10 protein-coding genes and 1 tRNA gene are annotated in these 13,935 nt (G+C 47.0%); 7 read left to right on the top strand and 4 right to left on the bottom strand.

Annotated elements, in window-relative coordinates; all coding sequences use genetic code 11:
• Window positions 1-54 precede the first annotated feature (54 nt).
• The gene (locus EHO60_RS14290; RefSeq protein WP_135768890.1) at window positions 55-1,671 is read right to left on the bottom strand and encodes a glycerol-3-phosphate dehydrogenase/oxidase; all 1,617 of its coding nucleotides are present in this window, start codon (window positions 1,669-1,671) and stop codon (window positions 55-57) included.
• An 86-nt stretch (window positions 1,672-1,757) separates the two neighbouring features.
• Between EHO60_RS14290 and tyrS the strand changes: the two genes are divergently transcribed.
• Window positions 1,758-2,975 carry a tyrosine--tRNA ligase gene (gene tyrS / locus EHO60_RS14285; protein ID WP_135768889.1) on the top strand — a complete coding sequence of 406 codons (1,218 nt, stop codon included), beginning with the start codon at window positions 1,758-1,760 and terminating at the stop codon, window positions 2,973-2,975.
• Window positions 2,976-2,992: 17 nt separating this feature from the next.
• Complete coding sequence (locus tag EHO60_RS14280; protein ID WP_135768888.1) at window positions 2,993-4,189, top strand: polysaccharide deacetylase family protein; 1,197 nt, start codon at window positions 2,993-2,995, stop codon at window positions 4,187-4,189.
• 21 nt (window positions 4,190-4,210) lie between these two features.
• Here EHO60_RS14280 and def read toward each other — a convergent pair whose 3' ends face one another.
• The 3 genes from def to EHO60_RS14265 all read right to left on the bottom strand — a co-directional run bounded on the left by def (window position 4,211) and on the right by EHO60_RS14265 (window position 5,574).
• Window positions 4,211-4,747, bottom strand: coding sequence for a peptide deformylase (gene def / locus EHO60_RS14275; RefSeq protein ID WP_135768887.1), 537 nt, complete (start codon window positions 4,745-4,747; stop codon window positions 4,211-4,213).
• Between the two features lie 5 nt (window positions 4,748-4,752).
• Window positions 4,753-5,433 carry a hypothetical protein gene (locus EHO60_RS17295; protein ID WP_246028325.1) on the bottom strand — a complete coding sequence of 227 codons (681 nt, stop codon included), beginning with the start codon at window positions 5,431-5,433 and terminating at the stop codon, window positions 4,753-4,755.
• Between the two features lie 68 nt (window positions 5,434-5,501).
• Window positions 5,502-5,574, bottom strand: a tRNA-Ala gene (locus tag EHO60_RS14265).
• 61 nt (window positions 5,575-5,635) lie between these two features.
• On the opposite strand from EHO60_RS14265, the gene EHO60_RS14260 reads away from it, so the two are divergent.
• From EHO60_RS14260 to EHO60_RS14240, 5 genes are all read left to right on the top strand, one after another.
• The gene (locus tag EHO60_RS14260; RefSeq protein WP_135768886.1) at window positions 5,636-5,941 is read left to right on the top strand and encodes a hypothetical protein; all 306 of its coding nucleotides are present in this window, start codon (window positions 5,636-5,638) and stop codon (window positions 5,939-5,941) included.
• A gap of 11 nt (window positions 5,942-5,952) precedes the next feature.
• Window positions 5,953-8,718, top strand: a complete 2,766-nt coding sequence (locus EHO60_RS14255; protein ID WP_135768885.1) for a SpoIIE family protein phosphatase — start codon at window positions 5,953-5,955, stop codon at window positions 8,716-8,718.
• Window positions 8,719-8,730: 12 nt separating this feature from the next.
• Window positions 8,731-9,060 (top strand): STAS domain-containing protein, encoded by a 330-nt coding sequence (locus tag EHO60_RS14250; RefSeq protein WP_135768884.1) that lies wholly within the window; start codon window positions 8,731-8,733, stop codon window positions 9,058-9,060.
• A 231-nt stretch (window positions 9,061-9,291) separates the two neighbouring features.
• On the top strand, window positions 9,292-10,947 hold the full coding sequence (locus EHO60_RS14245) for an acyl-CoA carboxylase subunit beta (RefSeq protein ID WP_135768883.1): 1,656 nt from the start codon (window positions 9,292-9,294) through the stop codon (window positions 10,945-10,947).
• 6 nt (window positions 10,948-10,953) lie between these two features.
• On the top strand, window positions 10,954-13,698 hold the full coding sequence (locus tag EHO60_RS14240) for an ATP-binding protein (RefSeq protein WP_135768882.1): 2,745 nt from the start codon (window positions 10,954-10,956) through the stop codon (window positions 13,696-13,698).
• The last annotated feature ends 237 nt before the right edge of the window (window positions 13,699-13,935 follow it).

Genomic DNA, 13,935 nt, shown 5'->3' with positions numbered 1-13,935 from the left:
AAAGGACCGGACGGGAAACCGTCCGGAATTCTTTTTCCCTCCGGAAAAGTGCGGTTATTTTTTTCCCTTTTCCCAGACACTTCCCGACAAATTGCGTATCAGTAAGAACGCGGATTCTTCCTGTTTTTTACGCTCCGATTCTTTCCAGCCTAGATGTTTAGAAAGGATTTGGGCGACGGGCGAGACCAATTTTTCCGATAATTTCAAATCTAAAAATTGGACTCGGAACCTGCGTGCGATCACGTCCGTCACGGTCAGAGCGAATTCCTCAACTGCAAACCACTCCACTTCCTCTTTATAATAGCCGGATCCTGGAAGTAAAAGGGAAGGTTTCTTTCCTAAAACGGTAAAGACTTCCCCACCATAGGCATCTTGGAGACGTTTTGCAGTCTCGGGAGAAGTTTTGTACATCTTTTGGATTTCCGAATGAAGTTCTTCCGAATAGCCTTTTTTTCCGGGAAACTCGTAGTGGTAGGTATTGCAGCCGGAATTCGGCGCAAGATTTCCCTCTTGAACGACGCGATCGATCAGGTCCTCGGACATTTTCCGGTAGGTCGACCATTTTCCTCCTCCCATCGTAACCAGGCCGGAAGGAGAGACCAAGATCACCTCCTCCCTGGAGATACTTTTCGTATCCTGGTTTCCTTCCGGCGAGATGAGAGGTCGGATCCCTGCATATACCGAAAGAATATCTTTTCGTTCCAATTTTTTTTCAAGATAGTCGGAACCCGTCTGCAGAAGAAATTCCACTTCCGATTCCAGGGGCAGAGGATCTTCCGAAATCTCATGGACGGGAGTGTCCGTCGTACCCAGCACCACATGGTTTTCCCAAGGAATCATAAAGACCACGCGACCGTCTTTCGTTTTGGGAATGATCAGAGCCGTATTGCATGGAATGGTTTCTTTTTTGAATACTAGATGAATTCCTTGGCTCGGGGAAAGCACGCGATAGGTCCTAGGATCGTCCTTCAAGCGGATGTCGTCCACCCAAGGCCCGGTGGCATTGATCACCACCTTCGATTTGACTTCGATCGTTTGACCCGAAAGCAGGTCCTTGATTTTTGCTCCTGCGATTTTTCCGTTCTTTTTTTGAAAAGATACGAGTTCCGTTCGGTTGAGTACTACGGCTCCTTCCTTTCGAGCGGACCTAGCCAATAGTACGTTCAGCCTGGAATCGTTAAATTGGGAATCGTAATATACGATTCCTCCGGCCAGATGCTCCCTCTTTAAGGCGGGAAAATCCTTGAGGACTTCCTCTTTGGAAGCCCTTTTGTGAGCGGGGAGTCTTCCTTTCCAAGCCAGAATGTCGTACATGGTCATTCCTATGCTATAGTACGTTTTTTCGTAAAATTTATAGGTAGGAAGAACGAAGGGGAGAGGTTTTACCAAATGGGGAGCGTTTTCCAGGAGTCTTTGTCTCTCCGTCAGGGCCTCGTGGATGAGTTTAAAATGAAATTGGGCAAGGTATCTGACTCCGCCATGAATGAGCTTCGTGGAGCGAGAAGAAGTGCCCGAGGCAAAATCCGATTTTTCAATCAATGCAGTTTTCAAGCCTCGCAAACTTGCGTCGAGCGCCGCCCCCGCGCCGGTAGCTCCTCCGCCAAGGATCAAAACGTCGAATTCCGTTTCCGAGAGGTTCTTAAATCCGGCTTTGCGATCTTGTTTTTGCATTCTTAGTTTCTTCCTGCTTTACAGACTGGTTTCCGCCTGCGAATTTGCAAATAGATTTCCTAAATCGGAACGACTTAAAGGACTCCATGGACCCAAAGAAACAGATAGAGATCATCAAACGCGGTTGCGTAGACGTTATCAGCGAAGAGGAACTTCTGTCGAAACTCAACCGTAAGAAAACTCTGAAAATTAAGGCGGGTTTCGACCCTACCGCCCCGGACCTGCACCTCGGGCATTTCGTTTTACTCAGAAAGATGAGACACTTCCAAGAGTTAGGTCATGACGTTCAATTTTTATTGGGTGACTTCACGGCCATGATCGGAGATCCGACCGGAAAATCCGAAACTAGAAAGCGCCTTTCCAAAGAGGAGGTTCTGGAAAATTCCAAGACGTACCAAAACCAAGTCTTTCAGGTACTGGATCGGGAAAAGACCAGGATTGTGTACAATTCGGAATGGTGTTCCAGAATGAATTTCGAGAACGTACTTGTGCTTTCCTCTAAATACAGCGTTGCTCGACTTTTGGAGAGGGACGATTTCAGTAAACGTTATAAATCCGGGCAACCGATATCATTGATCGAATTCCTGTACCCTCTGGTCCAAGGTTACGATTCGGTGGAAATGGAAGCGGATGTGGAATTAGGCGGTACGGACCAAAAATTCAATCTGCTCGTGGGTCGCGATTTACAGAGAGAATACGGAAAAGAACCCCAGTGCGTTTTGACCGTTCCTCTTTTGGTAGGATTGGACGGAGTCAGGAAGATGTCGAAGTCGCTCGGCAACTACGTAGGGATCACGGAAGAACCCATCGAAATGTTCGGCAAATTGATGTCCATGGCAGACGATTTGATGTGGAACTATTTCGAACTATTGACCGACCTAGCCATGGACAAGGTCGAAGAGCGAAAAAAAGGGATGGAATCCGGAAATCTTCATCCTAAGGAAGTGAAGACGGAGTTAGCCAAACTGATTATGGACCAATTTTCTCCGGAGGAAAAAAATCGGGAAGCGATCGAAGAGTGGAACAAGGTTCACAATCCTAAATCCAGGGCGGTCCCCGAAGAAGTTCCGGTCGCCAAATTAGGAGAGGAGTTTTTTTCGGAATCTCAAAATCCCCAATTGGTCTGGGTTTTGGCCAAGTTGAATTTTCTTCCTTCGGTTTCGGAAGGAAGAAGGATCATCAAGGCTGGAGGAATTTATGTCGATGAGGAAAAGGTCGGAGACGAAAAATTTACCATTTCTAGGGGCGGAGAGTACTTGATTCGCCAGGGTAAAAAGGGAAAATTCCTCCGTTTGGTCACCTGAGATCCGACGTTCAAGATATGCTCAGCGAAGAAGAATCCTCCGTACTTTCTAAAACCATTAAGGAAATCCAGGATACCGGAATCGAATCCGAGGAATTGGAGAGAAAGTTTCGTATGATTCGCTTGGTTTCCTCCGGAATCTTCTTTTTCATTCTGATTTTGACTACCGTATTCGCCTTAGCGAGACGTTTGGATTCCCTGCAAAATACGGTGGAAACCCAGAATAAAGTCATTTCCGTACTTTCCGAGGACATCACAAGCCTTAGATTGGAGGAGCAGCAGCGGGAGGAAGAAGTGCTCCGTTTTAAATCCTCTTTATTGGACGACGTGCCGGAAGGAGACCTTCAGGAAGAGGTGGATAAGAATTTCTCTTTGCTGGAACATTCCTTAAGCGCGAGGGGCACCGGAAAGAATATCACGAGAGGAAATCCGAATTTCAAAGAAATCGCACTTACTTTCGATTTGGGCACCGGAGAGGATTTACAGATTCTTTACGAATTCATGAATCGATTTCCCATCAAAGTCACTTTGTTCGTTTCCAACGAAAACCCCGCAAAAAAAGGGGGGTCCCTATTTTCGAGCACGAACATCACGTATTTGCGAAAGTTGTCTGGAATGAAAGAAAGAATCGTGTTCGGAAATCACACTTGGAGCCATTATAATTTACCTAGAAGCCTAAAAGAACCTTCCCTGAGAAAGCGGGCCTTGTTGAGTTACGTGGACGACGAGATTCCAGATATGGACGATCTGTTGGTGGAAATGAAATCCGTTGAGGAAAGATTTAAGACTCTAACGGGAAAAGAATTAACCAAATATTATAGACTTCCTTATGGGGCCATCGATCCGATTTTATTGGACGTATACGCAGAACACGGATACGTGAATCATATTTTTTGGAGCAATAACAACGTCGGTTCTCTGGATGTCCCCGACTTCGTTTATAAAAAATACATCACGAGAAGAGACTCCAGCGGAAAAATCAAACTGATCCCGAATCCACATTACAAAACAAAGCAGGAAATGTTGGATTTTCTCTATCGCTGGGAAAAGTCCGACAAGAACGGGATGAACGGCGCCATCATTCTCATGCATCTAGGCTCGCCTAGACAAACGGAAAAGTTGATCTATATTCTACCCGATTTCATCCAAGCCATGATGGATAAAGGATACAAATTCGTCACGGTTCCGGAAGTGTTGAACGACAAACAAGATTGAGATCGGACTTCGACTGGTTCTTTAGTCTAGAACGGGACCGGAAAGTTCCAGCGAGTCGTTGAATCCAAACATCTTCGTGTCCTTCAACCTGTCCACGTACAGCACCCCTTTCAAATGGTCGCATTCATGTTGAAAAACGACAGCCTCATATCCTTCCAACACTTCTTCGTGACGGTTTCCTTTTTCGTCCATCCAAGTAACGCGGATCTTGTTCGGTCTTTCCACGAAACCGCGCATGCCGGGAACGGACAGGCATCCTTCCCAATTTCCGTCCACGGATTCCGTCAAAGGAGTGATCTCCGGATTGAGTATGACCCTTTCTTTGACTCGGGAACTTTCGGGATAATCCTCCTTGGGATCCGTTCCGACGACGACCATTTGTTTCAGAATTCCGATCTGAGGCGCCGCTAAACCGACTCCTTCGGCATGTCTCATCGTATCGAACATGTCCCGGATTAACTTCTTGAATTCTTTCGTCTGCAATTCGTCGGTGTGAACTGGTTTGCAACCCTTGCGGAGAAGCGGGTCGCCGATTTTGAGAATTTTACGTATGGACATATCTATTAAAATCTTGTCCTAGACTTAGACCGTTTTTGAACAGTATTATTCCGAAAGGAGTCTAGGATTTTCCCGAGTTCCTTCCTGTCGGGGACGGAAAATCTAGGATTCCGGGACTCCCATCGGTAAATTCTAGGATTTGCGGCCAGTTTAGAAAGGAACTCCGACTGGTCGGAAAGAGGAAGAACAGTTCTAGGCAATACCATTCCCAAGGGGGGAAGTACGGGGGCCGAATAAAAATCGGAGGAATCGAATTCGGAGAGGATTCGATCCAAGGCGAAAGGTTGGAGAAAAAATCCCGGTAACAAATGCAAGTTCTTTAACAGCCAATCCGTCTTTTCTAAAAAAGGAATCCGAAAACCCGAAATCGGAGGAGGATTCGGAAAGACTAGGAATAAAAATTGTATTTTTTCCGGGAGTTTTTGAGCGATTTCCCAAGCGAATCTTACGGAAAAACCCTCCGCTACGATTCCGATCTTTTTTTTCCTAGAGGAAATCGAATCCAGCAATTGGGCAAAGGTATCCTTCCCCAGATTTTTAGGCGGAGTCGCTAGAGTAAAGTACGTACCCTTTCTCGGAATCGGCTCTTCCGACTCGTTGGAAAGATGCCATAGGTCCCGAATCCAGAGGATTTCTTCCCCATTGGGAGAACCCGTATCCGTAAAAGTCCAATGGTTATCGTTCATAAGTCCCAAAAGATATTGACAGTGGCCGTGAAAAGTAAGTAGTTATAGGGAAGAAAACGGGAGGGTGTTGGAGACGAGGGGAATCGAACCCCCGACCTTTTGAATGCCATTCAAACGCTCTCCCAACTGAGCTACGTCCCCTCGGGCCCAAAGATTCCACGGGAAGGCGTGCTGTCAATAGATAATTGTTAGGAGCACATGGATGAGCGAATCCATAGAGGAATTAAAGAAAAAAATAAAGATTCAGAACGACATTATCAAGGGCTATGAAAAAGTCCTAAGGCTCAACGAACAGGAATTAGAGAATGCGGACGAAATCATCCGGATGTACGAGACGATCATCCAGTACTCCGGCCAAGAATTAAAGAATGTGAAAGAAGCTTTCGACGCTACTTCCATAGTCACGAATCTTTCCAGAGACGAACTTATTACCGCAATGAACAGAATTAAGGAATTGGAACTCACCAATAAAAAACTGCGGGAAGAATCTCTCAAGTTCCAATCTTAAGCGTTTCACACTTGTCCCAAGTCAAAAAACAGGAGACTCTACTTCGAAGCCGTCCGGACGGCTCCCTCGTCTTAGAGGAAGGAGAGGGAGTCTCCGCTATCTTCGAAAGTTTTTTGCGGGAATCGATCGGACTTACGCACGCCGAGAGTGGAGCCGTATTCTCACGGTTTCATTCCGGCGGACTCCGACTGGTGTCAGGATCTTCGGACAAGGATTTGGTGGAAGCAGCGGATTGGGTGTTTTCCCACGATGGAAAAGATCTGTTGCTCGATAGAGGAAAATCTCCTCCTTGGGCAAAGAGTTCTTCTCCGGCTCCTCTTATCGTCTGCAAATTGAAACTAAACGGGCTCGGGGATCCCGCTCAGAAAGAATCCGCTTATGCGGTTTTAGTACTGAGAGGGAAGCGAACCCTAGATAAGTTCGCTAAGACCGACTTCGAACTTTTACGAACCACCTGTAGAACCATCGGAAGACTTCTGCGCGAATCCTACGTTTCGGGGGATTCTTCTTTAGTCACTCTCTCCTTATTGGCAACGACTCAGTTGGTTCTTGAGGCGGCTCAGGCCAAAAGACAGTCCGAACGTTTCGATTTTTTATTAACCGAAGTGATCCGCGTATCCGGCCTGATCAATTCCTCCTTGGATCTGTCTCAGCTTTTGGAAGCGATCATGCTTTCCTCTAAAACGGTATTTCGAACCGAAGCTTGTAGCGTACTTCTCCTAGATGAAACCAAGGAACACCTTTACTTTCATACGGTCTTGGGTGAAAAAAGCGAAGCCGTCACGAAGATGAAAGTACCAGTCGCAAAGGGCGTGGCAGGCTTAGTCGTCCGAGAAAGCAAACCGATGATCATCAACGACGCGCAGAACGACGATCGAGTCTATAAGGAAGTGGATCGGGTTTCCCAATTTACGACTCGGAATATCATGGCTGCTCCGCTGGTCGCGAACGACGAAGTGATCGGAGTTATAGAAGCGATCAACACCGTGGACAGGGAGGCGTTTACGAACGAGGACCTGGAACTTTTCCTAAGTTTTTCCGGAACCTCGGCTCTTGCCATACAAAAGACCGGACTGCTGCAGAACTTGGAACTCGCAAACAGGGACTTGAGAAAAAAAGTCTCCGAGCTCGAATCTCTTTTCGAACTTTCGCATGCGGTGACTCAATCTAGAAATCGATTAGGTCTTGTTCGGAAGACGATCCGCATGGTACACCACGAACTGGACGCCACTATTTCGGGAATCTTCCTGTACAGCCTTAGCAGAGAGGGAAGCATCAGTTGCGCCTTTTTTGACGGAGTACACGAAAGGATCGATCGGATTCCCGAAGCCGAGATCGAGACTTCGCAGATTTTCGCGAGCATTCGAGAAGGGCTACCCATATTGAAGCGGGATATTCTAAACCAACCCTTTCCTCACTCTCTGGATAGAACCTATCTGAAAGGTTCCTATATTATCGTTCCGTTATTTCTTTCTAGCGGGGAACCGTACGGCGCCGTCACTGTGGCGGATCGTAAGGACAAACTGTCCTATAGGGATTCCGATTTTCGCCTTTTGCAAACCATGGCCTCCCAAGTCACGAAGGGATTCGAAGCGTTTCGATTGCGGAACGAGATGCTAGCCAAAAAAGCGATCCAGCAGGAAATCGATATCACCCGAAAAATCCAGCAGAATATTCTTCCTTCCGAAAAAGTCTTTCTATCCAATTTCGATTTGGGAATTCTTTCCTACCCGGCCAAAGATGTGTCGGGTGACTTTTACGATTACTACCAATACAGCGACGGACAATATTCCTTTTTGGTCGCGGATGTTTCCGGAAAAAGTCTTCCCGCTGCGCTTTTTATGGCGATGAGTTCCTCGATCATCCGCACTCTCGCGAGAAATCACGACCTGACTCCGGAGGAAATCTTACGTCAGGGAAACGAACTCATTTTCGAAGATTCCCATTTCGGGATGTTCGTAACCGCTTTCTTTATCCATTACAATCCGTCCATCTTTACTGTGGAATATGCATCCGCCGGACACAACGATCAGGTTTGGATCAAAGAAGACGGATCCTACGAATTGATTAAAGGCCAGGGTCCTCCCTTAGGAGTGATTCCAACGGCGAAATATAAGGGTGGAAATTTCAGAGTGCGCCCTGGCGACATCGTAGTTCTCTATACGGACGGGGCGGTGGAAGAAAAGGATCCTCAGGGTGCGGAATTCGGTCTGGAAAGAATGATCGAAGAGATCAAAATCAGACGCCATCTTCCGTCCAGACAGATCGTTCAGGAGCTCTATTCGATCATTCGAACTTTTTCGGGCTCCAAAGAACCGTTCGACGATTTTACAGTTTTGCTTCTGAAATTCAACGACGACTTCCAGTTTTACCGCACATTCGACGCAAATACCTCCCAGATTCCGGTATTTCGGGAGTTCATCTACGATACGATCAAAGTCAGAAATTTGGACGAGGCTTTTCGGGACGATATACTTCTTGCTTGCGACGAAGCCGGGACGAATATAGTGATGCACGGATATAAGGATACTCTACTCAGAAATCCGAAATTCGATTGTAAAATACGCTTTACTGAAGATTCTATCACGATCGTCCTCACGGATTCCGGCGCTGGATTCAATCGATCTACGGTACAAAACCCTTCGATCGAGGAAAATCTATCCGGTAAAAGGAAGGGAGGATTCGGTGTGTATTTAATCGAAAAACTGATGGACTCGGTGGACTATAACACCGAAGAAGGGCGGAACATTCTGACCCTCAAGAAAAACTTTCGCTAGCGGCGGTTGAAAATGGAGCTTACTGTAGAAATCAAAGGGAATTCACGAGTCGTTCATCTGATCGGAAACATGGACGTTCACAATACCCATAAAATCGAACAGGCGTTCATGGAACATATCAATAAAGCCGGCGAATCAAATATCGTTCTGGATATGTCCAACGTGGAATTCGTTTCTTCGGCAGGCTTGCGTGTGATCGTGGGATCCTTACGCGTCTGCAAGGAACGTGAAATTCAGCTCAAATTGGCTGCGCTGCGTCCGGCAGTCCGCAAGGTATTCGAAATCATCGATATGGATTCCCTTTTTAAGATTTACGACACGGTGGATTCCGCCTTAAAATAAAGCGGGATCGTTTCCGTTATTAACCGAAGCACTTAGATCCCTCTTCGGTCTCGCATTGCGCTTACTGAAGCTAGGGGCTTCCTTTATTTTCCGCTTTCCTCCCTGGCCTTTTTAAAAAAACTGTGTACCGGCAAGCCTCGGCCCGTATAGAATCGCCTTCCAAAGCAAACGGCGGACATACTTCGTTCAAATTCCGAGGAGAGCCATTATTCCCAACGGACAGGAACAAGCATGTCGGAACAAACCTATTCCCTGGAAAATCCCTTCCTCAATCCTTCCGGACTCCACCAAGGCGCCGTTTCCGGAGGCATCTACGAAGAAGCCAATGCAATGGGCAAGGAATTGCTTGCCAAGCCTTTGCAGGGAGGCGGAACGGATCGGATCCTGGTTCAGCATTCCAAAGGACGGATGACCGTTTGGGAACGTATCAAGGTTCTGACAGAATCCGAACCGAATATTCTATATCAGAATTGGGGAAAAAATTTAGACGGAGCCTCTCTCGTCACCGGAATCTTAAACATTAACGGAAGAGACGTCGCCGTTTACGGACACGACTTTACCTTGCGTGCCGGATCCATGGATGCAACCAACGGAAGTAAACTTGCCAGATTGATCTATATGGCGGGCGAACATGGAATTCCTCTCATCGGAATGAACGACTCGGCAGGAGCTTATGTTCCCGCGGGAGTCGGAGGTTTGGACGGGTATTCGGAAGCGTTTACAGCCTTGCGTAAGATCAGCGGGGTGGTTCCGAGCATCATGCTTATGTTCGGGTTCAACGCAGGAGGCGGATCATATCTTCCCCGTCAGGGATCTTTTATGATCCAATCCGAAAACACCTTTTTCGGTCTGACCGGTCCCGGAGTGGTCAAATCGGTATTGGGAGAGGATATCTCCGCAGACGATTTAGGAGGTCCGAAAGTACACGGGCAAAGCGGAGTGGTGGATCTCGTCACCAACGACGAGTTAGGCTCTCTTCGCACCTCGCTTCGATTGCTATCCTATCTCCCGAATAACAACTCTTCCTTCGCGCCTTTCCATCCGACTTCGGATCCCACGGATCGGTTCATATACGAGGAGGACATTCTATTCAAGAAGACCTTCAATTCACCTACAGGGATGAATACTCCCTTTGACATTACTCTTTACATTCAGAACATCTGCGACCACGGACAGTATTTCGAACTGCAACCCCAGCGCGCCAGAAATCTGGTCACTGCCTTCGGAAGAATCGGAGGTCACGTAGTAGGGTTCGTGGCAAATAACTCCGCGGTATCCTCCGGACAGATCGATATCGCCGCGGCAAGGAAAGGAACCAGATTCATCCGATTCTGCAACGTTTATAATATCCCGGTGATCTTCCTGGAAGATACCACAGGATTCCTCCCCGGAAAAGAACAGGAGCATAACGGAATCGTTTTAGAAGGACGCAAGCTATTGGATTCCATTATAGATCTTAGAACACCTCGTCTGACTCTGATCATTCGTAATGCATTCGGGGGAGCCTATGCTTCCTTTAACTCCTACCATACGGGCGCGAATATGGTATTCGCATTGCCGACCGCAAGAATCGCGGTTATGGGTCCCGCAGGAAAGGATTACGTCTATAAGGATGAAATGACCGCCATTCACAAAGAGTTTCAGGAAAATCTGAAAAAAGGAATGGGGGAAAAAGAAGCGGTCTCCATAAGGGATAAGAAATTCCAAGTTCTTTCCCAACAATATGAAAAAGAGCTGATGAACCCGAAAGAGGCGCTTTCCCTGGGTTCCGTTTCCAGAATCGTGCTTCCGGGAACGACTCGAAGCATTCTATTCCAGAATCTTGACTACCTAGTCCGTCACTATAAACCGGCACCGATGTCCGGACCACAAAGGGAGTTCGAATAAGAACCGATGATCGACTACCAAAACCGACGCATTAAATTCCACGAATCTTCTTCCCCATGGATCCGATCTTTTTCGCTCGAATCCATCAAGTGCTTAATCGTTTGTCGCGGCCCGGTACGTAAGGAAGCGATGGAGATTTTCGACCTGATCGGAATCCGCGAATACGGGATCCTTCTTTCCGAAAAAGATTCGGTGGTTTATCCCATGTCCTTGGCCCCCGAATTGAGAGGATTCCGATTTCCTTCCAATATCCATCGCGTTCCCGACTATATGGGAGCCGGAGCGGAAGAAAAGGCGGCTAGAATCAAACAGATTATCGGGATCGCAAAAGAGAACCAATATACTCACATTTTCGCCGGCTACGGCTTCATGGCGGAAGACGCAGAATTTATCGAAGCCGTAGAAAAGAGCGGAATCATCTTTATGGGACCCTCCGCATATGTGGCCCACCAAGCCGGTTCTAAGGATGAGGCCAAAAAATTGGCCCGGAAGTTGAACGTTTCCGTCACTCCCGGAGTAGATAATATCTCCGCGATTTGTCTTCTAAAAAAAGCGAAGGACAAGTCGGCGTTGGAAACGCTCGCAAAGGAAAAAGGAATCCCCTTTACCTTCGATTCTTCCAAGAGTTTGGAAGACAATGCGGAAGCACTGCTATATCTAGGATACGATAGGATCATAGAACTGGTGACCATCGCGGATCTGCAAATGCAAGCCGAGTTGGAATGCGCCGAGATCTGGAAAAAATACTCTTCGAACCGAATCCGTTTTAAATACGTCGGAGGCGGAGGAGGAAAGGGACAACGGGTAGTCGCGCAACCGGAAGAAGTCAAAACCGCCGTTCAGGAAATTCTATCCGAATCCAAAGTGACCGCTCCCGGATCCAACCGGAACTTTTTGATAGAGTTGAACATCGAAAAAACTAGGCACAACGAGATACAATTAATCGGAAACGGAGAATGGTGTCTAGCCCTAGGCGGAAGAGATTGTTCCGTGCAGATGCACGAACAAAAACTTTTGGAAATTTCTCTGACCCAAGAGCTTTTGGAAAAGGAAATCGAAACCGCGGAAAAAGTCTCCCGTAAGAAAGCGGAGATATTAAAGGCCGATCTGAAAGTTCTGAAAGAAATGGAGGAACAATCCGAAAGATTCGGCGAAGCAGTAAAACTGAACAGCGTTTCCACATTCGAGTTGATCGTAGAAGGAACAAACCATTTCTTCATGGAGATGAATACCCGGATTCAAGTGGAGCACAGGGTGACCGAAATGGTCTATACTCTGAAGTTTATGAATCCGGAAAATAAGGCGGAATTTTTCGTAGTAGACAGTTTGATCGAAGCGATGGCGTTGATTTCGCTTCACGGAAAACGTTTACCGAAACCCGCTCGCTCCGTTCGAAACGTTTCCGGCGCGGAAGTGCGAATCAATGCCACCAATAAAGCCATCCAACCGCACGCTGGTGGAATTATCCTGAATTGGTCAAAATCCTTGCCGGAAGAGATTCGTGACGACCAAGGTATTTCGGTACGAAACCCGGATACGGGCCTCTTCGTTCATTATCGGGTCGCCGGCGCTTACGACTCCAATATAGCTCTTCTCATAACGTACGGATCTACCCGGGAAGATAATCTTCGCAAACTGGGAAATATTCTGCGAAAAACGGAATTGAGAGGGCAGGACCTTCAGACGAACCTGATCGTACATTACGGATTGATTAATTGGATTCTAGGCAAGGATCCTATGTTCAAGCCTTCCACCGCGTTTATGATCTCGTACTTGGCTGCCGTAGGTTCCTTAGAAGCCCTGGCAAAGGACGTGGACTTAGAAGTAGCGTGGAAGAAAGTAGGTTCCTCCGGTCCTGTAGAAGCGAAAAAGACGTCCGGTCGAAAACTGACCTTGATCACAAGACCGCTCGGAGATCTGCTTTCCGACGCACATCTTTTGGCGGGCTTTTTAGGATACCACCTGAACAGGTCCTGGAAGCTGGAAAAGGAAAACGTAATATGGCTTAGAAACCCGCTTCACGTCCTTTCCGACCTTTATACGTATCTGAATATGGAAGGGGAACTTCACCAATCTCCGTCCGAAAAGATTTGGGACCACGATGATCAAATCCTGAAGACGGGTCTCGCCTTCTATTCGGAATTGGAAAAACGCACCGGTACCAAAGCGGATTCCGCCGAATGGGATTCCTTTTTCGCCGCAAAGAAAGCGCCCGCAGAATTCGACGATGTACTTTGGTCCCGTGCGATTTCCTCCCACAAAGGTTTCCAGATCGGATTGGAGCTATTGAAAATCATTCCGAATCTAGGAAACAGGTCCAGATTTTATACACTTTCCGTAGACGAAAATCTAGAGCCCGTAATTCCGGACGAATTCAAGAATGCCGCCACTAGAGACGCTCTTATTAAGTATTTGGCGCCGGCTCCTAAAGCAAGCTCGGATGAGATCGTATCGCCCATGGGGGGAATGTTCTACTCCAGGGAAGCTCCGGACCTTCCTCCAATCATCCAGGAAGGGGACCATTTTAAAGCCGGACAAGCTTTGTTCATCGTCGAAGTAATGAAAATGTTCAATAAGGTTACGGCTCCTTTCTCCGGAAGAGTTAAAGAGATCGTATTGAAAGAAAGCGACGGCAAGATCATCCAGAAAGGCCAGACCATTTTTAAAATCGTTCCAGACGAAATCCTAAAAGTGGAAACGCCGGAAGAAATTCAGGAGAGAAAGAACAAAACGACCCTCTCTCTTCTTTGAGAATCCACAAATTCCAGGGAAAGACTTCCGGAAGTACCGGGAGTCTTCCTTGGAATCTCCCGGAAATTTCAGGAAGATTCTGTTCCCGGAAATTTTCACACCTTTTATTTTTTCCTTCCGATCTATAATTTATCCCCTAAAATTATACCAAAATCGATAGCGCGCTTAACGTTTTCGGTTTATAATATGTCCCGCCCCCGAAATAAAATGAAGAAAGTCAAATATTTAGAAAATCTA

Source organism: Leptospira fletcheri (assembly GCF_004769195.1).
Classification (GTDB): Bacteria; Spirochaetota; Leptospiria; order Leptospirales; family Leptospiraceae; genus Leptospira_B; species Leptospira_B fletcheri.
The sequence above is the reverse complement of the archived record's forward strand: the minus strand, read 5'-3'. Positions and strand labels throughout refer to the sequence as shown.